18 protein-coding genes, 1 rRNA gene and 1 riboswitch are annotated in these 20,754 nt (G+C 71.3%); of the genes, 15 read left to right on the forward strand and 4 right to left on the reverse strand.

Annotation, left to right across the window (positions count from 1 at the left end; genetic code table 11):
• The 11 genes from rrf to ACWEJX_RS33660 all read left to right on the forward strand — a co-directional run.
• Window positions 1–95 (forward strand): 5S ribosomal RNA (rrf, locus tag ACWEJX_RS33610); the annotation flags it as partial.
• Window positions 96–232: 137 nt separating this feature from the next.
• On the forward strand, window positions 233–841 hold the full coding sequence (locus ACWEJX_RS33615; RefSeq protein ID WP_403789350.1) for a CDP-alcohol phosphatidyltransferase family protein: 609 nt from the start codon (window positions 233–235) through the stop codon (window positions 839–841).
• Window positions 842–958: 117 nt separating this feature from the next.
• Entirely contained in the window at window positions 959–3,454 is a 2,496-nt protein-coding gene (locus ACWEJX_RS33620; protein WP_451611205.1) for a sugar phosphate nucleotidyltransferase, read from the forward strand.
• A gap of 110 nt (window positions 3,455–3,564) precedes the next feature.
• On the forward strand, window positions 3,565–4,494 hold the full coding sequence (locus ACWEJX_RS33625) for a DUF881 domain-containing protein (RefSeq protein WP_451611206.1): 930 nt from the start codon (window positions 3,565–3,567) through the stop codon (window positions 4,492–4,494).
• Window positions 4,491–4,823 carry a small basic family protein gene (locus ACWEJX_RS33630; protein ID WP_158985233.1) on the forward strand — a complete coding sequence of 111 codons (333 nt, stop codon included), beginning with the start codon at window positions 4,491–4,493 and terminating at the stop codon, window positions 4,821–4,823. Before ACWEJX_RS33625 ends, ACWEJX_RS33630 begins: the two co-directional genes overlap by 4 nt.
• A 170-nt stretch (window positions 4,824–4,993) precedes the next feature.
• Window positions 4,994–5,875, forward strand: a complete 882-nt coding sequence (locus ACWEJX_RS33635) for a DUF881 domain-containing protein (RefSeq protein ID WP_451611218.1) — start codon at window positions 4,994–4,996, stop codon at window positions 5,873–5,875.
• Window positions 5,876–5,954: 79 nt separating this feature from the next.
• Window positions 5,955–6,890 (forward strand): FHA domain-containing protein, encoded by a 936-nt coding sequence (locus tag ACWEJX_RS33640; RefSeq protein ID WP_451611219.1) that lies wholly within the window; start codon window positions 5,955–5,957, stop codon window positions 6,888–6,890.
• Window positions 6,891–6,918: 28 nt separating this feature from the next.
• Window positions 6,919–7,662, forward strand: coding sequence for a transcriptional regulator FtsR (gene ftsR, locus ACWEJX_RS33645; protein WP_451611207.1), 744 nt, complete (start codon window positions 6,919–6,921; stop codon window positions 7,660–7,662).
• A 53-nt stretch (window positions 7,663–7,715) separates the two neighbouring features.
• The gene (locus ACWEJX_RS33650; protein WP_389217045.1) at window positions 7,716–8,189 is read left to right on the forward strand and encodes a bifunctional nuclease family protein; all 474 of its coding nucleotides are present in this window, start codon (window positions 7,716–7,718) and stop codon (window positions 8,187–8,189) included.
• Window positions 8,190–8,372: 183 nt separating this feature from the next.
• Entirely contained in the window at window positions 8,373–9,047 is a 675-nt protein-coding gene (locus ACWEJX_RS33655; RefSeq protein ID WP_451611208.1) for a MerR family transcriptional regulator, read from the forward strand.
• Window positions 9,048–9,140: 93 nt separating this feature from the next.
• Window positions 9,141–10,544: a DNA polymerase IV gene (locus ACWEJX_RS33660; RefSeq protein ID WP_451611209.1), complete on the forward strand. Its 1,404-nt coding sequence runs from the start codon at window positions 9,141–9,143 to the stop codon at window positions 10,542–10,544.
• 450 nt (window positions 10,545–10,994) lie between these two features.
• Here ACWEJX_RS33660 and ACWEJX_RS33665 read toward each other — a convergent pair whose 3' ends face one another.
• The gene (locus tag ACWEJX_RS33665) at window positions 10,995–11,369 is read right to left on the reverse strand and encodes a PRC-barrel domain-containing protein (protein WP_451611210.1); all 375 of its coding nucleotides are present in this window, start codon (window positions 11,367–11,369) and stop codon (window positions 10,995–10,997) included.
• Between the two features lie 114 nt (window positions 11,370–11,483).
• Window positions 11,484–11,582, forward strand: a riboswitch (glycine riboswitch).
• A 186-nt stretch (window positions 11,583–11,768) separates the two neighbouring features.
• Here ACWEJX_RS33665 and gcvP point away from each other — a divergent pair.
• A complete protein-coding gene (gene gcvP / locus ACWEJX_RS33670; RefSeq protein ID WP_451611211.1) occupies window positions 11,769–14,654 on the forward strand; it encodes an aminomethyl-transferring glycine dehydrogenase in 2,886 nt (961 codons plus the stop codon).
• 144 nt (window positions 14,655–14,798) lie between these two features.
• Here the strand turns inward: gcvP and ACWEJX_RS33675 are convergent, their stop codons facing one another.
• On the reverse strand, window positions 14,799–15,005 hold the full coding sequence (locus ACWEJX_RS33675; protein ID WP_451611212.1) for a DUF5999 family protein: 207 nt from the start codon (window positions 15,003–15,005) through the stop codon (window positions 14,799–14,801).
• 312 nt (window positions 15,006–15,317) lie between these two features.
• Window positions 15,318–15,917, reverse strand: coding sequence for a hypothetical protein (locus ACWEJX_RS33680; protein WP_451611213.1), 600 nt, complete (start codon window positions 15,915–15,917; stop codon window positions 15,318–15,320).
• A gap of 498 nt (window positions 15,918–16,415) precedes the next feature.
• Between ACWEJX_RS33680 and ACWEJX_RS33685 the strand changes: the two genes are divergently transcribed.
• Window positions 16,416–17,993 carry a glutamate--cysteine ligase gene (locus tag ACWEJX_RS33685; protein ID WP_451611214.1) on the forward strand — a complete coding sequence of 526 codons (1,578 nt, stop codon included), beginning with the start codon at window positions 16,416–16,418 and terminating at the stop codon, window positions 17,991–17,993.
• Window positions 17,994–18,055: 62 nt separating this feature from the next.
• Entirely contained in the window at window positions 18,056–18,841 is a 786-nt protein-coding gene (locus ACWEJX_RS33690) for a CPBP family intramembrane glutamic endopeptidase (protein WP_451611215.1), read from the forward strand.
• A 63-nt stretch (window positions 18,842–18,904) separates the two neighbouring features.
• Here ACWEJX_RS33690 and ACWEJX_RS33695 read toward each other — a convergent pair whose 3' ends face one another.
• A complete protein-coding gene (locus ACWEJX_RS33695) occupies window positions 18,905–19,714 on the reverse strand; it encodes a PhzF family phenazine biosynthesis protein (RefSeq protein WP_451611216.1) in 810 nt (269 codons plus the stop codon).
• 196 nt (window positions 19,715–19,910) lie between these two features.
• Between ACWEJX_RS33695 and ACWEJX_RS33700 the strand changes: the two genes are divergently transcribed.
• The gene (locus ACWEJX_RS33700; protein WP_451611217.1) at window positions 19,911–20,546 is read left to right on the forward strand and encodes a PadR family transcriptional regulator; all 636 of its coding nucleotides are present in this window, start codon (window positions 19,911–19,913) and stop codon (window positions 20,544–20,546) included.
• Window positions 20,547–20,754 lie beyond the last annotated feature (208 nt).

Consider the following 20,754-nt stretch of genomic DNA (forward strand, 5'->3'; position numbering starts at 1 on the left):
AAACGCCCGGTTACATTCCGAACCCGGAAGCTAAGCCTTTCAGCGCCGATGGTACTGCAGGGGGGACCCTGTGGGAGAGTAGGACGCCGCCGAACTCCTTTTGAACTCAACCCCCGGACTCCGTCCGGGGGTTGAGTCGTTTCTGCGTACCGTGACCCCTGTTCACCTCGCCCTGGTGGCTGAGGGTAAGGTCATGGGGCATCGTTGGCTCATTCCCACAGGAGGCCCCCGGGTGGAGGTCCAGGAGACTCGCGTTCAGACGGACCGGGTCCTCACCATCCCCAACATCCTCAGCATGGCTCGCCTCGTCGGCGTGCCGCTCTTCCTGTGGCTGATCCTCCGGCCCGTGTTCGGCGGACCCAACAGTGACGGCTGGGCGTTGCTCGTCCTCGCGTTCAGCGGGGTCAGCGACTATCTGGACGGGAAGCTCGCCCGGCGCTGGAACCAGATCAGCAGTCTCGGCCGGCTGCTCGATCCGGCCGCGGACCGGCTCTACATCCTTTCCACGCTCGTCGGGCTCACCTGGCGGGAGATCCTTCCGCTCTGGCTGACCCTCACCCTTTTGGCCCGCGAGCTGATGCTCCTGGTCGCCGTGGGAATCCTCCGCCGGCACGGCTATCCGCCGCCGCAGGTGAACTTCCTCGGGAAAGCTGCCACTTTCAACTTGATGTATGCCTTCCCGCTGCTGCTGCTCAGTGACGGAAACGGGTGGCTGGCGTCACTCGCCGAAGTTTTCGGGTGGGCCTTCGCAGGATGGGGTACAACTCTCTATTGGTGGGCAGGGATCCTCTACGTGGTCCAGGTCCGTCGACTCGTGAAGGCGGATACCGCGGCCGATTGAGCCCGTCCGTCCCGTGCCGAGCAACGACGCCGGTGGGATCGAGGACGCCCCGAGGGCCATTGAGCGGACAGGTGAAGTCGGCAGGACCGTCGTCTCTTCAAGGAGGACGCTTCCGACATGAAGGCCGTCGTGATGGCCGGTGGTGAAGGCACCCGCCTTCGCCCCATGACCTCGAGCATGCCCAAGCCTCTTCTGCCGGTGGTGAACCGGCCGATCATGGAGCATGTCCTGCGACTGCTCAAGAGGCACGGTCTCAACGAGACCGTCGTCACCGTGCAGTTCCTCGCCTCTCTCGTACGGAATTACTTCGGAGACGGTGAAGAGCTCGGAATGGAGCTCACCTATGCGAACGAGGAGAAGCCGCTCGGCACCGCGGGGAGCGTGAAGAATGCCGAGGAGGCGTTGAAGGACGACGCCTTTCTCGTCATTTCGGGGGACGCGCTCACCGACTTCGACCTCACCGATCTGATCGCCTTCCACAAGCAGAAGGGCGCCCTCGTCACGGTCTGTCTGACCCGGGTGCCCAATCCGCTGGAGTTCGGCATCACGATCGTCGACGAGGAGGGAAAGGTCGAACGATTCCTGGAGAAGCCGACCTGGGGGCAGGTCTTCTCGGACACGGTGAACACGGGCATCTACGTGATGGAGCCCGAGGTCTTCGACTATGTCGAGGCGGACGTTCCGGTCGACTGGTCGGGTGATGTCTTTCCGCGGTTGATGAAGGACGGCAAGCCGATCTACGGCTATGTCGCCGAGGGCTACTGGGAGGACGTGGGCACCCACGAGAGCTATGTGAAGGCCCAGGCCGACGTCCTGGAGGGCAAGGTCCAGGTCGACATCGACGGCTTCGAGATCTCCCCGGGCGTCTGGGTCGCCGAAGGAGCGGAGGTCCATCCGGACGCCGTACTGCGCGGACCGCTCTACATCGGCGACTACGCCAAGGTGGAGGCCGGGGCGGAGATCCGCGAGCACACCGTCGTCGGATCCAACGTGGTCGTGAAGAGCGGCGCCTTCCTGCACAAGGCCGTCGTGCACGACAACGTCTACATCGGGCAGCAGAGCAATCTGCGCGGCTGCGTCATCGGCAAGAACACCGATGTGATGCGGGCGGCCCGGATCGAGGACGGGGCCGTCATCGGCGACGAGTGCCTGATCGGTGAAGAATCGATCGTGCAGGGCAATGTGCGGGTCTACCCGTTCAAGACGATCGAGGCCGGCGCCTTCGTCAACACGTCCGTCATCTGGGAGTCCCGCGGACAGGCCCACCTCTTCGGGGCACGCGGCGTGTCCGGCATTCTCAACGTGGAGATCACGCCCGAGCTGGCCGTGCGGCTGGCCGGCGCGTACGCCACCACGCTGAAGAAGGGCGCGACGGTCACGACGGCCCGTGACCACTCCCGGGGTGCGCGGGCGCTGAAGCGGGCCGTGATCTCGGCGCTGCAGGCCAGCGCCATCGACGTACGCGACCTGGAGAACGTGCCGCTGCCGGTGGCTCGGCAGCAGACGGCGCGGGGCAGTGCCGGCGGAATCATGGTGCGGACCTCGCCCGGCGTGCCGGACTCCGTCGACATCATGTTCTTCGACGAACGGGGCGCGGACCTGTCGCAGGCGGGGCAGCGCAAACTGGACCGAGTCTTCGCACGTCAGGAATACCGACGGGCGTTCCCGGGCGAGATCGGCGACCTGTCCTTCCCGGCCAGCGTCTTCGACTCGTACACCGGCTCGCTGCTGCGGAACGTGGACACCTCCGGGATCGCGGAGGCCGGTCTGAAGGTGGTCGTGGACGCGTCCAACGGCAGTGCCGGGCTCGTACTGCCCAGCCTGCTCGGACGGCTGCAGGTGGATTCGCTGACGATCAACCCGGGGCTCGACGAGTCGCGGCCCACCGAGACCGCGGAGAGCCGGCGGGCCGGGCTCGTCCGGCTCGGGGAGATCGTGGCGTCGGCGCGGGCCGCGTTCGGCGTGCGGTTCGACCCGGTCGGCGAGCGGCTTTCGCTGGTCGACGAGCGGGGCCGGATCATCGAGGACGACCGGGCGCTGCTGGTGCTGCTCGACCTGGTCGCGGCCGAGCGGCGGTCCGGGCGGGTCGCGCTGCCGGTGACCACCACGCGGATCGCCGAGCAGGTCGCGGCGTACCACGGCACGCAGGTGGAGTGGACGACGACCTCGCCGGACGACCTGACCCGGGTCGGCCGCGAGGAGTCGACGATCTTCGGCGGCGACGGGCGCGGCGGGTTCATCGTGCCCGAGTTCAGCAGCGTCTTCGACGGGGCGGCCGCCTTCGTGCGGCTGATCGGTCTGGTCGCGCGGACCCAGCTCACGCTGAGCCAGATCGACGCGCGGATCCCGCGGGCCCATGTGCTGAAGCGGGACATCGCCACGCCGTGGGCGGTGAAGGGTCTCGTGATGCGCCGGGTGGTGGAGGCGGCCGGCGACCGGTCCGTCGACACCACCGACGGCGTGCGGGTGGTGGAGGCCGACGGACGGTGGGTGATGGTGCTGCCGGACCCGGCGGAGGCCGTCACCCATCTGTGGGCCGAGGGGCCCGACGACGCCTCGGCGCAGGCGCTGCTCGACGAATGGTCGGCCGTGGTGGACAGCGCAGGTCACTGACGTAGCCGGCCCTGACGAGGCCGGTGGGCCGGGCGGTACCCATGGATGCCGCCCGGCCCACCGGTGGGGCCATTCGGCGGTAGGGCGTGCGACGTGCGACGATGTGCGGCATGTCGCAGCAGCCCCCCGTTCGGAGCACAGGATCGCCACCTCCGCGCCCGGACGCGTCCATGTCGCTGCTGAACAACGTGATCGACCACGCCGTGGACGACGGCTACGCCGAGGCGTCGGCGCGGCGCGCGGCGGAGGGCGGCGGCCTGCCCCGTACCGTACGGGCGAAGCTCGGTCTGGCGGCCGGCCTGGTGCTCGCTGCGGCCGTGGTGACCCTCGGCGCCGCCGAGGCGCGGGTGTCCGCGCCGGTCGTCGCCAAGGAGCGGCAGGATCTGATCAACCGGATCGACTCGGAGACCTCTGCGGCGGACCGTCTCGAACAGGACGTCGAGGGGCTGCGGACCGAGGTCGGTGAGCGCCAGCGCAAGGCGCTCGAGCAGCACGGCGGCGACCAGGCGGAGCTGGTGGCGCTGCTCTCGGGCGCGACTCCGGTGCACGGGCCGGGCGTGAAGCTGGTCGTGGACGACGCCAAGGGCAGTGACACGGGCGGTGGCGGCCCGCGGGAGAGCAGTGGCTTCTCGGACACGGGGCGGGTGCGCGACCGGGACATGCAGCGGGTCGTCAACGGGCTGTGGGAGTCGGGCGCCGAGGCGGTCTCGATCAACGGTCAGCGGCTGACGGCACTGTCGGCGATCCGGGCCGCGGGCGACGCCATACTGGTCGACAACAAGCCACTGGTGCCGCCGTACACGATCCTCGCCGTCGGCGACGGGCAGCGGCTGAGCACCACGTTCCAGGACAGCGCCGACGGGCAGTACCTGCACGCGCTGCAGGAGAACTTCGGGATCCGTACCAGCATCTCGGCGGAGGGCGACGTGCGTCTGCCGGCCGCGCCGAGTCTGATCGTACGTACAGCAGTGCCGAGGGGAGCCGGGGCGGCGAAGGCCACCGGGCGGGCCACGGCCGACACAGGGAAGGGCACATCTTGATCGCCGTACTGGGCCTGATCGTGGGAGTCGTGGTCGGACTGTTCGTCCGGCCCGAGGTTCCGGCGGTGGTCGAGCCCTATCTTCCGATCGCCGTGGTCGCCGCCCTCGACGCGGTCTTCGGCGGCCTGCGCGCCATGCTCGACGGGATCTTCGTCGACAAGGTCTTCGTGGTGTCGTTCCTGTCGAACGTGGTCGTGGCGGCGCTGATCGTCTTCCTCGGCGACAAGCTGGGCGTGGGCGCGCAGTTGTCGACCGGTGTGGTCGTCGTGCTCGGCATCCGGATCTTCTCCAACGCGGCCGCCATCCGGCGGCATGTGTTCCGGGCGTGAGGCCGATGAGCGAACAGAACGACAACAACGGCAACCGCGACATCAGCGGTGCCGAAGGCGGTAACGGCGACAACGGCCACGGCGGCACCGGCGACATCAGCGGTGCCGAAGGCAACAACGGCAACAGGCCGGCCGAGGGTGCGGGTGCGGCCGAGCAGCCCCGGCAGCCGATGTCCCCGCCCCAGCTGCCCCAGCTGCCCAAGGCTCAGCCGCCGAAGTCCGAGCCTCAGCCGCCGCTGCAGCCTCCGGCGCCGCAGCGCCAACCGCAGCCGCAGCGCCAGCAGCCGCAGCCGGAGCCGCAGCCGGAGCCTCAGCCGCAGGCCGAGGCCGGTGTCAGCGGGCGGCAGCGGCTGGCCGCCGCGCTGTGGCCGCCGCGGGTGAGCCGGGCCCAACTCGTCGTCGCGCTGCTGCTGTTCGTGCTCGGCCTCGGCCTGGCCATCCAGGTGCGGTCGACCAGCGACAACAGCGCGCTGCGTGGCGCCCGCCAGGAGGACCTGGTGCGCATCCTCGACGAGCTCGACGACCGCACGCAGCGCCTGGAGGACGAGAAGACCCGCCTGGAGAAGCAGCGCTCGGAGCTGGAGTCCAGCTCGGACCAGGCGGAGGAGGCGCGCAAGCAGACCCAGGAGAAGGAGCGGCAGCTCGGCATCCTGGCCGGTACGGTCGCCGCCGAGGGCCCGGGGATCACGATGACGATCACGGACTCCTCCGGCGCCGTGGAGTCGGACATGCTGCTGGACGCCATCCAGGAGCTGCGCGCGGCCGGCGCCGAGGCGATCCAGGTCAACGACGTGCGCGTGGTCGCCGACAGCTATTTCTCGGGCAGCGGACGCGACATGAAGGTCGATGGAACGCAGGTGGCCGCTCCGTACGTCTTCAAGGTCATCGGCAAGCCGGAGGATCTGGAGCCCGCGCTCAACATCCCCGGCGGCATCGTTCAGACACTGGAGAAGGAGCAGGCCACGGTCACGGTGGAGCGTTCCGGGAAGATCGTCGTCGACGCCTTGCGGCCTGCGAAGCGGCCTGACTACGCTCGGTCGTCCTCGCAGTGAGGGGTGTGATGGCGGCCGCACGGCAAGGGCATGACCTTGCGGGGGGTCGCCGCACCACAAGGGTGGTGCGTGGTGGAAACTGTCGAGTGGCCACGGACGTTGTGAAGATGTCCGGGTCGGCAGGTGTGTTCAGTCAGGGTTCGTCCTGCCCCACGGGCGGGTCTGTTTCGGTCAAGGGGAATCGCCCGTGAAGTTGTTTGCGAAGTTGTTCGGCAAGAGCGGACGCGAGGACGGCGGCAACGCCAGGCATCGCGCGCCGCGGAACGCCCAGAGCGAGGAACAGGGCGCGGAGCGCCCGCTCTTCCGCGACGAGGTCGGTGGCCAGGGTGGCGACATTCCGGGCGCACCGGGCGCGTCGTCTGTTGACCCTGCCGGTGCCGCGCGCATAGGTTTCGGGGAAGCATCAACCTCAGGTGCGGGTGGAGGGTTCACCCCCGACCCGTACGCGACCCAGACCTCCGCGGGACAGCCGCGGCAGGAGGACGCGTCCATGCCGGTGTGCACGAGGTGCGGTCACCGCAACACGGCGGACAGCCGTTTCTGCTCCCACTGCGGTACGCCGCTGCGGGGCGGGGTGACTCCGGAGCGTGCCTCCGAGACGACCTCGACGATCTCCATCTCGGGGCTCGAGGCGTACGACGCCGAGGTCACCGGCCAGATTCCGGCGCTGTCGCCCGAGGCCCTGGCGGCCGTCGAGGCGCTGCCGTCCGGTTCGGCGCTGCTCATCGTCCGCCGCGGTCCGAACTCTGGCAGCCGCTTCCTGCTGGACAGCGAGCTGACCACGGCCGGCCGCCACCCGCAGAGCGACATCTTCCTCGACGACGTGACGGTCTCCCGCCGCCACGTCGAGTTCCGGCGCCAGCCGGACGGCACCTTCACGGTGTCGGACGTCGGCAGCCTCAACGGCACCTACGTCAACCGCGAGCCGATCGACTCGGTCGTGCTCTCCAACGGTGACGAGGTGCAGATCGGCAAGTACCGGCTCGTGTTCTTCGCGAGCCAGCGGGGCGTGTGACGCCCCGGAGAACCTTCAGGGAAGGTCCATGGTGCGTACAGCGACGGGCGGTGCCGGCCTCGGCACCGCCGCCGCGGGCGAAGGGCTGGTCAGCATCGGCACGGTGCTGAGCCGGCTGCGTGACGAGTTTCCCGAAGTGACCATCTCCAAGATCCGGTTCCTGGAGGCCGAGGGGCTCGTGGAGCCCCAGCGCACGGCCTCCGGGTACCGGAAGTTCAGCCCGCGGGACGTGGAGCGGCTCGCCCGGATCCTGCGGATGCAGCGGGACCACTACCTCCCGCTGAAGGTGATCCGCGAGCACCTGGACGCGCTCGAGCGCGGTGAGCAGATCAAGCTGCCCGCGCCCGGCCCGCAGCGGGACCTCCTCGACGGGGCCCGGGAGGCGGACGGTGACCGGCCCACGGCGGCCCGCGTCGGCCGCGCCGAGCTGCTCGCCGCCGCGGAGGTCACCGAGGCCGAGCTCGCCGAGTGGGAGTCGTACGGGCTGATCACCCAGGTGGCGGGCGGTGGCTACGACGCCGAGGCCGTCACCGTCGCCAGACTCGTGGCGGATCTGGGGAGATTCGGTCTGGAACCCCGTCACCTGCGGGCCGTCAAGGCCGCCGCCGACCGCGAGGCCGGGCTGGTCGAACAGATGGTCGCGCCGCTGCGTCGGCACCGTAACCCCCAGACCAGGGCCCACGCCGAGGCCACCGCCAAGGAACTCGCCGGGCTCTCCGTGCGGCTGCACGCGGCACTGGTCCAGACCGCCCTCGGGGTCCGTCTGCAGTGAGCGGGGGACGGCCCGACTACCCAAACCGGTCGGGCACGTCCTAGGGTTGCTGTGTGAACGAGCTCGACGTTGTGGGTGTCCGGGTGGAAATGCCCTCCAACCAGCCGATCGTGCTCCTGCGCGAAGTGGGAGGCGACCGGTACCTCCCCATCTGGATCGGACCGGGGGAGGCGACCGCGATCGCCTTCGCCCAGCAGGGCATGGCCCCGGCCAGGCCGCTGACGCACGACCTCTTCAAGGACGTGCTGGAGGCGCTGGGGCAGGAGCTCACCGAAGTCCGCATCACGGACCTGCGGGACGGGGTCTTCTACGCCGAGCTGGTCTTCGCCAGCGGTGTCGAGGTCAGCGCCCGCCCCTCCGACGCGATAGCGCTCGCGCTGCGCACCGGCACGCCGATCTTCGGCAGTGACGGGGTGCTCGACGACGCGGGGATCGCGATTCCGGACGAGCAGGAGGACGAGGTGGAGAAGTTCCGCGAGTTCCTCGACCAGATCTCGCCGGAGGACTTCGGTACCGGCAACCAGTAGGCGGGGCCGACGGGGCCGGGGCGCGGAGCGCCCCAGGAGCATTCGAGTAGCCTTTCCCCGGAGTGGGGCACGGGAAACCACTCTCAGGGTGATTATCACTCGGCGTGCCGAGTGTGGCGATCGTTGACGCACCCCGGGTGACTGCCTACCTTCGTGTGGGCAGGTCAAGGACGGAGGGTCGGCGTGATGAGCAGCGGCGACGGTACGGCAGGGGGCTTCCTGGGGCGTGCGCCCGGGGAGGCGGGCCCGTATCCGCTTCACGGCAGTGTGGGCGACTCCGGCAACTCTGATATCTCCGGTCACTCGGGTCACTCCGGTCACTCGGGTCACTCCGGTACGGGCGCGGGTGCGTCGGTCGGCTCGGACGCCGTCGGTTACCGCGGACCCACCGCGTGCGCGGCGGCCGGCATCACCTACCGCCAACTGGACTACTGGGCGCGCACCGGGCTCGTCGAGCCGAGCGTGCGGCCCGCGTACGGCTCCGGGACGCAGCGCCTCTACAGCTTCCGCGACGTCGTCGTCCTCAAGATCGTCAAGCGTTTCCTGGACACCGGGGTCTCCCTCCAGAACATCCGGGCGGCGGTGCAGCACCTGCGGGCCCGCGGTTTCCGCGACCTGGAGCGGATGACGCTGATGAGCGACGGCGCGACCGTCTACGAGTGCTCGTCGCCCGACGAGGTCGTGTCCCTGCTCCAGGGCGGGCAGGGCGTCTTCGGCATCGCCGTGGGCGTGGTCTGGCGGGACGTCGAGGCGGCGCTCTCGCAGCTGCACGGCGAGCGCGTCGACACCGGTGAGACGCTGATCGGACACAACCCGGCGGACGAGCTGGCGCGCCGGCGCCGGGACAGGGCCGTCTGAGCGCGGTCCGGACCGCTTGCGGGGCCGGCCTCAGGGGCGCGCTCGTACGGGCGTACGGGCCGATTGTCAGTGGCGTAGGGCAGCATCGGAACCGTGAGAGCCGCTCCCACCATCCTGCATCTCGACATGGATGCCTTCTTCGCCGCCGCCGAGCAGGCGTCGAAGCCGAGCCTGCGCGGAAAGCCCGTGGTCGTGGGCGGGCTCGGGCCACGCGGGGTGGTCGCCACCGCGTCGTACGAGGCACGGCGCTTCGGCGTGCACTCGGCGATGCCCATGGGGCAGGCGCGGCGGCTCGCGCCGAACGCGGCGTACCTGGTGCCGCGCTTCGGCTTCTACCGGGCGATCAGCGGGCAGGTCATGGAGTTGCTCGGGCGGCTCTCGCCACTCGTCGAGCCACTCAGCCTGGACGAGGCATTCGTCGACCTGGAGGCCGGTGGCGTCGCCGACGACAGCGCGAGCGCGCGGGCGGTGGGGGAGCGGCTGCGGCGGGACATCCTGGCGACGACCGGGCTCACCGGTTCGGTCGGGCTCGCCGGTACGAAGATGCTCGCGAAGATCGCCTCCGAGGAGGCCAAGCCCGACGGGCTCGTGCTGATAGAGCCCGGCACGGAGCGGGAGCTGCTCGGGCCGCGCTCGGTGCGGATCATCCCAGGGGTGGGGCCGGCCACCGGCGAGCACCTGCGGCGGGCCGGGATCACGACGGTGGCCGAGATCGTGGAGGCGGGCGAGGACGAGCTCGTACGGCTCCTGGGGCGGGCGCACGGGGCCGGGCTCTACCGGATGGCCCTCGGGCACGACGAGCGGCCCGTGGTGGCCGAGCGGGACGCCAAGTCGGTGTCCGTCGAGGACACCTTCGACGTGGACCTGCACGACCGGCTGCGGATCCGGCTGGAGGTGGAACGGCTCGCGGAGCGGTGCGTGGCGCGGCTGCGGGGCTCCGGGCACTCGGGACGGACCATCGTGCTCAAGGTGCGGCGGTACGACTTCTCGACGCTGACCCGGTCCGAGACGCTGCGGGGGCCGACGGACGACCCGGTGGTGGTGCGGGAGGCGGCGACGCGGCTGCTCGACGTGGTCGACACGACGGGCGGGGTGCGGTTGCTGGGGGTCGGGGTGAGCGGGCTCGCGGACTACACGCAGGAGGATCTGTTCGCGCAGGCGGGGCAGGCGGGGCAGGCGGAGCAGGCGGGGCAAGCGGGGCAGGCGGAGGGAGTGTCGGAGCCCGAGGCGGGGGCGGCGGCGGAGGCGGCCGTCGAGATGCCGGCCGCGCCGCCGACCGCCACCGAGACCGCCGAGCGGCGGTGGGCTCCGGGGCACGACGTGCGGCACGCCGTGTACGGGGCGGGATGGGTGCAGGGGAGCGGCGTCGGGCGGGTCACCGTCCGCTTCGAGGAGCCGGGGTCGGCGCCGGGGCGGGTGCGGACGTTCGCGGTGGACGACCCGGAGCTGGCGGCGTCGGATCCGTTGCCGCTGGTGGAGGGCGGGGCGGTGGTGTAGCCCGCGGGTGCGGGCCGCCCGGGGTGCGCCCGGCCTCCGGCCGGGCTGGGGTGCCCACCCGCACCACCCGTACAACAGAGTGCACAGAGGTGCGGGTCCTCCCGCGGGCCGCACCCGCCGTCGGCGGCCGCGGCGCCGTGGGCTGTACCGCCCGGCAGGACGCCGGCTGCGGCGTGGCAGGGTGTCGGCGTCCGGCCGGTAGGGCTGGCCTGGCGGCCTGGCGGCCTGGCGGCCTGGCGGCCTGTGGGCGTGTGGGCCTCGCCTGGCGGCCTGCGGGCCTGCGGGCGTGCGGAATGTCGGCCTGCCGGCCTGTGGGCGTGTGGGCGTCGGCCTGACGGCCCTGGCGGCCCGATCGGGGCGCGAACGGCGACGATGCCTGGTGCCCAGGCAGAACGCCGTTGGGCCACCAAGCCGTCACTCCAGCGTGCGCCCCGCTGCTCCTCGCGCCCCCTACACCTCCTCCTGCCCCGCCACCCTGCCGAAGTCTCTGTCCTGGTCCGGTGCCGGGGGTGGGGGCAGGGTCATGCTGTAGTGGCGGTAGAGCTGGAGTTCCTGGGCCGGGGAGAGGTGGCGGCCCACTCCGAAGTCGGGGGCGTCCTTGATGAGGGAGCGCTCATAGGGGACGTGGAGGCCGTCGGGGGCGAGCTCGCTCGGCTCCAGGGGGACGAACGCGTCGCGGCTGAAGAGGCCGGTGCGGACGGCGGCCCATTCGGGGATACCGGTCGCGTCGTCCAGGTACACCTCGTCCACGGTGCCGATCTTGTGTCCGTTCCGGTCGAACGCCTTGCGGCCGATCAGGCTGCGCGGATCGATGTCGGTCTGCACGGTCCCTCCAACTGGTCGCAACTGCTCTACAAGCACTACGAAAGTGCACATCTGGGATGTCGGCCACTTGAGCGAAGGAAGAAGGATCCGCGCTGGTAGGCTGGCTGTGGCTGTCGACCCCGCGCGGGAGAGTCCTCCGGAGAATCCTTTCGGAGGCGCCGAAGGAGCAAATCCTCCCCGGAATCTCTCAGGCCCCTGTACCGCGCGGACGAGGTCACTCTGGAAAGCAGTGCGGGCGTCGGACGGCATCCGCTCTCACCGACGGTGAAAGCCGGCTCGCCCCGCTCCGCGCGGCAGGCCGGTGAAGCTCTCAGGTTTTGATGACAGAGGGGGAGGCCGTCCGGGCACCCGCGCCGTGGTGCCCCTCGCAGGTCGTGACGACCAGGAGGCCCCCGCAGCATGACCGCCAACCGCATTTCGCTCTCCGAGCTCGAGCAGGGCATTCCCTTCGAGCAGCGGCACATCGGACCCGACGCCGAGGCGCGGGCCAAGATGCTCGCCCAGGTCGGTTACGGCTCCCTGGACGAGCTCACGGCCGCCGCCGTGCCGGACGTCATCAAGAACGCCGAGGCGCTCGCGCTGCCCGCCGCCCGCACCGAGGCCGAGGTCCTGGCCGAGCTGCGCGCCCTCGCCGACCGCAACCAGGTCCTCGCCCCGATGATCGGCCTCGGCTACTACGGCACCTTCACCCCGCCGGTGATCCTGCGAAACGTGATGGAGAACCCCGCCTGGTACACGGCCTACACGCCGTACCAGCCGGAGATCTCGCAGGGCCGCCTGGAGGCGCTGCTCAACTTCCAGACCATGGTCGCCGACCTCACCGGCCTGCCCACCTCCGGCGCCTCGCTGCTCGACGAGGGCACCGCGGCCGCCGAGGCCATGGCGCTCTCCCGCCGTGTCGGCAAGGTCAAGGGCGGGGTCTACCTGATCGACGCCGACGCCCTGCCGCAGACCATCGCCGTCATCGAGACCCGCGCCGAGCCCACCGGCGTCGAGGTCGTCGTCGCCGACCTGTCCGCCGGCATCCCGGCCGAGGTCGCCGAGCGCGGTGTCTTCGGTGTGCTCCTCCAGTACCCGGGCGCCTCCGGTGCCATCCGCGACATCAAGCCGGTCATCGACCAGGCCCACGAGCTCGGCGCGATCGTCACCGTCGCCGCCGACCTGCTCGCGCTCACCCTGCTCGCCTCGCCGGGCTCCCTCGGCGCCGACATCGCCGTCGGCACCACCCAGCGCTTCGGCGTCCCGCTCGGCTTCGGCGGCCCGCACGCCGGCTACATGGCCGTCCAGGACAAGCACGCCCGCTCGCTGCCCGGCCGCCTGGTCGGCGTCTCCGTCGACGCCGACGGCAACAAGGCGTACCGCCTGGCCCTGCAGACCCGCGAGCAGCACATCCGCCGCGAGAAGGCCACCAGCAACATCTGCACCGCGCAGGTGCTGCTCGCCGTCATGGCCGGCATGTACGCCGTCTACCACGGCCCCGACGGCCTCAAGGGCATCGCGCAGCGCACCCACCGCTACGCCGCGATCCTCGCGGCCGGTCTGCGGGCCGGTGGCGTCGAGCTCACCCAGGGCGCCTTCTTCGACACCGTCACCGCCCGCGTCCCGGGCAAGGCCGACCAGGTCGTCGCCGCCGCCCGCGAGGCCGGCGTCAACCTGTACCGCGCCGACGCCGACACCGTCTCGATCTCCTGTGACGAGACCACCACGCGCGCCAACCTGGCCGCGGTGTGGGCCGCCTTCGGCGTCGACGCCGACATCGAGGCCCTGGACGCGGTCACCGAGGACGCGCTGCCGGCCGACGCGCTGCGCTCCGACGCGTACCTGACCCACCCGGTCTTCCACGCGCACCGCTCCGAGACCGCGATGCTGCGCTACCTGCGCAAGCTCGCCGACCGCGACTACGCGCTCGACCGCGGCATGATCCCGCTCGGCTCCTGCACCATGAAGCTGAACGCGACCACCGAGATGGAGCCGGTGACCTGGCCCGAGTTCGGGCAGATCCACCCCTTCGCCCCGATCGACCAGGCGCAGGGCTACGCCACGCTCATCACCGAGCTGGAGGAGCGCCTCGCCGAGGTCACCGGCTACGACAAGGTGTCGATCCAGCCGAACGCCGGCTCCCAGGGCGAGCTGGCCGGTCTGCTGGCCGTCCGTGCCTACCACCGCGCCAACGGCGACACGCAGCGCACGGTCTGCCTCATCCCGTCCTCGGCGCACGGCACCAACGCCGCCTCCGCCGTCATGGCCGGCATGAAGGTCGTCGTCGTGAAGACCGCCGACGACGGCGAGGTCGACGTCGACGACCTGCGCGCCAAGATCGAGCAGTACCGCGACGAGCTCGCCGTGCTGATGATCACCTACCCGTCCACGCACGGTGTGTTCGAGGAGCACGTCGCCGACATCTGCGGCCTGGTCCACGAGGCCGGCGGCCAGGTGTACGTCGACGGCGCCAACCTCAACGCCCTGGTCGGCCTCGCCAAGCCGGGCCACTTCGGCGGCGACGTCTCGCACCTCAACCTGCACAAGACCTTCTGCATCCCGCACGGCGGCGGCGGCCCGGGCGTCGGCCCGGTCGCGGTGCGCGCGCACCTCGCCCCGTACCTGCCGAACCACCCGCTCCAGCCCACCGCGGGCCCGGAGACCGGCGTCGGCCCGATCTCGGCCGCCCCGTGGGGCTCGGCCGGCATCCTGCCGATCTCCTGGTCGTACGTGCGCCTCATGGGTGGCGAGGGCCTCAAGCGCGCCACCCAGGTCGCCGTGCTCGCGGCGAACTACATCGCCAAGCGCCTGGAGCCGCACTACCCGGTGCTCTACACCGGCCCGGCCGGTCTGGTCGCCCACGAGTGCATCGTCGACCTGCGCCCGCTGTCCAAGGCGACCGGCGTCACCGTCGACGACATCGCCAAGCGCCTGATCGACTACGGCTTCCACGCCCCGACCATGTCGTTCCCGGTGGCCGGCACGCTGATGATCGAGCCCACCGAGTCCGAGGACCTGTACGAGCTCGACCGCTTCTGCGACACGATGATCGCGATCCGCGCCGAGATCGAGAAGGTCGGCTCCGGCGAGTGGCCGGCCGAGGACAACCCGCTGCACAACGCCCCGCACACGGCGGCGGCGCTGGGCGGCGAGTGGAACCACCCGTACACCCGCGAGGAGGCCGTCTTCCCGGCCGGCGTCTCGGCCGCGGACAAGTACTGGCCGCCGGTCCGCCGCATCGACGGTGCCTTCGGTGACCGCAACCTGGTCTGCTCCTGCCCGCCGCTGGACGAGTACGAGGGCTGAGCCCCCCGGGGCGTACGACCCGAGGCGCGTGACGCCGCACGGCGCATGACAAGAGGGCCGGTTCGGAGATCTTCTCCGGGCCGGCCCTCGGCTTTTCCCTCGTGGTCCCTCGTGGTCCCTCGTACGGTGCGGGGCCGACGGCCGTCAGGCCGCCGTCGTCACGCCGACCGCCGTCAGCGGGCGGTGCGGCGCGACGATCTGCCCGTCCGGCAGCAGCTCACCGGTGTCCTCGAAGAGCAGGACGCCGTTGCACAGCAGGCTCCAGCCCTGCTCCGGGTGGTGCGCCACAGGGCGGGCGGCCTCCCGGTCGGCGGAGTCGGCGGTGGGACAGGCAGGCTGGTGCTGGCACATGGGTGGATTCTTTCGCTGCGTCGTGGTGGATGTCCTGCGGCTCTTCACGGTCATGGCCGCCCCCGTCGGTCGGTTCGGTTCCGGTGCCCAGTCTTGCCGCACGGACGACGTTCCGCAGGTATTTCGCGGCAGCTCGTCCTCTTCGTTGAGGACGCATCACCCGCAGGGGCGGTTCACGCCAACTGCACCATTACTTCGGGGGGTTCGGGGTGGTCCGAGCGGGCTAGTCCGAACGGGCAGGGGCTCGGACAGCAGTGCGCCCCGGAGCCGCGGTACGGCTCCGGGGCGCCCGGGCGGGCCGGTCGCGCCGGCTCAGGCCGTGGCGGCCGAGCCGAGCAGCGGCGGCGGGGTGAGCCGCATGCCGATCACGGGCAGCAGGTCGGTCACCCGGTAAGGGCGGTCGGCGGCGATCCCGGGGGGTGCGGGGGACAGCGGCACCAGGAGGTCGGCCGGGGCGGGGACGGTGGTGGCGCCGTCGGCCTCGGTGTCGGTGTGCAGCCACAACGTCAGCATGTAGAGCCCCGGTACGGACAGCAGTCGCGGCTGGTACGGGGTGCCGAGCGCCTCGGCCTGGATCAGGGCCCGCTCGGTCGCCGTGACGTAGGGGCCCTCGAAGAAGTGGGAGAAGGTCCAGCCGTCCGGGGTGAGCATGGTGTCCGCGGCGGCGATCGCCCGTTCCCCGTTGCGGATCAGGAAGCGCCAGCCGGCCAGCCGGGTGTGCGACGGCGGTCCGGCCGGCTCCGCGATGTCCGGCACGCCGAGCACGTGCACGGGCAGTGGCAGTTCGGGACTCAGCGGCCCCTGTGCGGCCCGCAGGGCCGGGGTGCGCGGTTCGCGGACCGCGGAGGGCGAGCCGAGGGCCGCGAGGACACTGCGGAGGGCCGGCGCGGGGGCCGGGGAGGGTCGGAGCATGATGGGTCGCCTCTCACTCAGGAGACACGGGTGCAGCGTGGGCAGGTACGACAGCGCTGTCAGCGACGGGGCCAGAGAGGGGGGCCATGGGTGCATGGCCGTGCGCCAACACTCTGACTCGTGCGCGGAGTTTATACGACACGTGTTCACGCAGTGTTTCCGCTAGGCGCCACCGATATTCCTGACAAGGCGTCATTCAGTCGTATTCCCACGGTGATTCGATGGAATGCATGCGTCCGGTGGAACGTCTGCCAGCACTTCTGCCGCCCGAGCGGGTCGGCCGAATCCCGACGGTCTCCTGTTCGACTCCACCGGACAATATGACTTTGGTATATGACCATTGCCCGATGCCCTCGGGGACTGCCTCCGGAGAAAGCCACTCCAGACTATCCGTTCACACCTCGTCCCCGCAGGCGTTGTCGATCAGTCGGCTGGGCATCATGCTCCGAGACGCTCGCGGCCGTCGTGGCGGCTGCCCGCTCGGGGAGGGACGCTTCGATGGGTGAGAAGGTCGTGGCCGAGATGTTCGGCCCGTCCGACCGGCAGCGCTACCGCAGAAAGCTTCAGCAATGTCTCGCCGCGCTCGCGCGGCTGCTCGCGGAGAAACGGTTCGACCGCCCCCGCAATCTCATCGGTCTGGAGATCGAACTGAATCTGGCGGGCGAGGACGGCCTGCCCAGGATGCTCAACGCGCCCGTGCTCGACCGCATCGCCAGCCCCGATTTCCAGACCGAACTCGGCATGTTCAACCTGGAAGTCAACATCGCCCCGCACCGGCTCGACGGCCATGTATTCGACCGGCTCGCGGAGGAGCTGCGCACCGGACTCGGATACGCCGACCGGAAGGCCCGGGAGGCCGGCGCCGGAGTCGTGATGGTCGGCATCCTGCCGACGCTCACCGAGGACGACGCCGTCGCCGCCAACCTCTCGGCCGCCGACCGCTACACGCTCCTCAACGACACGATCCTCGCCATCCGCGGGGAGGACCTCATCCTCGACATACAGGGGGTCGAGCACCTGCGGTGCACCCCGGCGTCGATCACGCCCGAGGCGGCCTGTACGTCGGTGCAGCTGCACCTCCAGGTCACCCCGCCGCGCTTCGCCTCCGTGTGGAACGCGGCGCAGGCCGTCGCCGGCGTGCAGATAGCCGTCGGCGCCAACGCGCCCTTCGTCTTCGGCCACGAGCTGTGGCGCGAGTCCCGGCCGCCGCTGTTCACCCAGGCCACCGACACCCGGCCGCCGGAGCTCCAGGCCCAGGGCGTGCGGCCGCGCACCTGGTTCGGAGAGCGCTGGGTGGACTCGGTGTACGACCTCTTCGAGGAGAACCTGCGCTACTTCCCGGCCCTGCTGCCGATCTGCGACGACGAGGACCCGCTGCGCGTGCTCGACGAGGGCGGAGTGCCGAAGCTCGCCGAACTCGTGCTGCACAACGGCACGGTCTACCGCTGGAACCGGCCCGTGTACGGCTGGGTCGACGGCGTCCCGCACCTCCGGGTGGAGAACCGGGTCCTGCCGGCCGGGCCGACCGTCACCGACGTCGTCGCCAACGCCGCCTTCTACTACGGCCTGGTGCGCACGCTCGCCGACGAGTCCCGGCCCGTCTGGAAACGGATGAACTTCGCGGACGCCGAGCACAACTTCGACACCGCGTGCCGCCAGGGCATCGAGGCCGAACTGCGCTGGCCCCGCTCCGGCCGCTCCGGAGGCACGGCGACGGTGCCGGCGGTACGGCTGGTGCTGGACGAACTGCTGCCGCTGGCCGCCGCCGGGCTCGACGCCTGGCACATCGAGCCGCGTGACCGGGACTTCTACCTGGGCGTGATCGAGGAGCGCTGCCGGCGCCGGGTGAACGGTGCCTCCTGGCAGGCCGACACCTTCCACCGGTACCTGGACTCCGGACTCGACCGGCCGGCCGCGCTCGCCGCGACCACCCGGCGCTACCGGGAGCTGATGCTGACCGGTGAGCCGGTGCACACGTGGCCGGCGGGCATCGGGCCGGTGGGCGTCGAGCAGGTGGGCGTCGAGCCGGCCGGGCGCGGGGCGGTGGGGACCGAGGGCGGCACACAGGCTCGGTAGGTAGGGTTCCCGTACCCGGTACGCGAGGGGAATGGGAGACAGGTGTGGTGTCGGAGCAACGAGTGGTGGACGCTTCCCTGCCTCCCGACGGCCTGCCGCGCCGCATACTGCGCGACGAGACCCTGCTCGTGCTCGCGCTGTCGCTCGGCGCGAGCGGGGTGTCCGCGCTCATCAGCTTCATCGGCGCGCTGACCAAGCCGGGTGCCCTGAAGCACCAGGCGGCCACGCTCAACGGCTCGTACGCGCCCGGGCGGCCCTGGCTCGACCTCGCCTGGCAGCTGTTCGGCATCGCGACCGCCCTGGTGCCGGTCGCCCTCGTCGCCCATCTGCTGCTGCGCGAGAGCGGTCGGGGGCTCAAGGTCATCGGCTTCGACCGCACCCGGCCGTGGCCGGACCTCGGGCGCGGGGCGCTGGTGGCGGCCGGCATCGGCAGCGCCGGGCTCGCCTTCTACCTGGTGGCGCGGGCGGCCGGGTTCAACCTCACGGTGGTGCCGGAGTCGCTGCCGGACGTGTGGTGGAAGTACCCGGTCCTCATCCTCTCGGCGATCCAGAACTCCGTCCTGGAGGAGGTGATCGTCGTCGGCTATCTGCTGCGCAGGCTCGGCCAGTTGGGCTGGAGCCCGCGGGCCTCGCTCGCCGCGAGTTCGGTGCTGCGCGGCTCGTACCACCTCTACCAGGGCGTCGGCGGCTTCGTCGGCAACATGGTCATGGGCGTGGTCTTCGTCTGGCTGTACCGGCGCTGGGGCCGGGTGGGGCCGCTGGTGGTCGCGCACGCGCTGCTCGACATCGTGGCCTTCGTCGGCTACGGGCTGCTCGCGGGGAAGGTGGGCTGGCTGCCCACCGTCTGAGCGGGCGCGAACGGGAGAAGGGGCGTACGGCATCGGCCGTACGCCCCTTCTCGCGTGTCCGGGTCAGGCGTGCAGTTCGCCGTCGACGACCGTGACCGCGTGGCCGTTCAGGAGCGTGCGCTCGCCGCGCAGCCGGGTGCGGACGAGGCCCGTGCGGGCGCCGCCCTGGAAGCCGGTGAGGTCGTCGCGGCCGAAGCGGCGCGACCAGTAGGGGGCGAGGGCGGTGTGGGCGCTGCCGGTGACGGGGTCCTCGTCGATGCCGACGGCCGGGAAGAAGCCGCGCGAGACGAACTGGTAGCCGCCGGCCGGGTCGTCCGCGGCGGCCGTGGCGATGATGCCGCGCTCCGAGAGGGTGCGCAGGGCCGCGAAGTCCGGGGTGAGACCGCGCACGGTCGCCTCGTCCGCCAGCTCGACGACCAGGTCGCCGATGTGCGCGGCGGTGTTGTGCACGGCGACGGGCTCGGCGCCGAGCGCCGCGGCCAGGCCCTCCGGCGCGGCCACGGGCGTCAGCGACGAGGTCGGGAAGTCGAGCGTGATCGTGCCGTCCGTCTCGGCCGTCGCGAGCAGGATCCCGCAGCGGGCCGCGAAGCGGACGGTGCCGGTCGCGGCGCCGGTGGTGTGCAGGACGTGCGCGGTGGCCAGGGTGGCGTGGCCGCACATGTCGACCTCGGTGGCCGGGGTGAACCAGCGCAGCGCCCAGTCCGCCTCGCCGCCCGGCGGCAGGGGGTGCGCGAAGGCGGTCTCGGAGAGGTTGACCTCGGCGGCCACCCGCTGGAGCCAGGCGTCCTCCGGGAAGGAGTCGAGGAGCAGGACTCCGGCCGGGTTGCCGGAGAAGGGCTGGTCGGTGAAGGCGTCGACGATTCGAATCCGCATGGCCCGGAACGTACCGGACGCGGAAAACCGCAGGCCAAGGCCAATTCGATCCAGCTGGACCGATCGCGTGCCCGTTCCGGGGCCGGCCGGGTGTCGGCCGGGGCGTCGGCCAGGGTGTTGGCAAACGAACAGTTCCGATATATCGTTGAAGCATCGCGACAGTTCAACGATGAATCCCGATGGAAGGAGCGTTGCGATGCGTACACATGGACACGAGCACATGCACGGACACGGCGGACCCGGTCGTGGGTACTGCGGGCCCGGCCCTCGCGGTGACTTCGAGGGGCGGCGCGCGGCCTTCGGCGGCTTCGGGCCCGGCCCGTGGGGCGGTGGTCCCTGGGGCGGCGGAGGCTTCGGCGGCCGCGGCCGGGGCGGCCCCGGCGGGCGCGGCAGGGCGCGGCGCGGCGATGTGCGCGCCTCGATCCTGGCGCTGCTCAAGGACCGCCCGATGCACGGCTACGAGATGATCCAGGAGATCGTCGAGCGCAGCGGCGGGGCGTGGAAGCCCAGCCCGGGTTCGGTCTACCCGACCCTCCAGATGCTGGAGGACGAGGGGCTGATCGCCAGCGAGAGCGAGGGTGGCAAGAAGCTGTTCACGCTCACCGACACCGGCCGCGAGGAGGCCGAGTCGGGACCGGAGGCCCCGTGGGAGGAGGCCGGCCGTGGCGTCGACTGGGAGGCCGTGAACGAGATCCGGCAGGCCGGCTTCGGTCTGATGGAGGCGTTCGGGCAGGTCTGGAAGACCGGCAGCGCCGAGCAGCGGCAGAAGGCCGTCGAGGTCATCAACGAGGCCCGGAAGAAGCTCTACCTGATCCTGGCCGACGAGCACTGATCGAGCACTGATCGAGGACTGATCGGGTGCTGATCGAGCGCCGATCGGGCCCTGACCGGGTGCAGCTCGGGCCCTGACCGGCCGGGCAGTGGAAGAGGGGCCCCGCGGCGACACGGCCCCCGGGCCCCACCACCCGCGGACGGTACCACACCCCCCGCACCCCACCCGGCCGGCGAGCGTGGCCAGCCACGCGGTCAGGCGCCGATAG

This window comes from Streptomyces sp. NPDC004788, assembly GCF_053601115.1.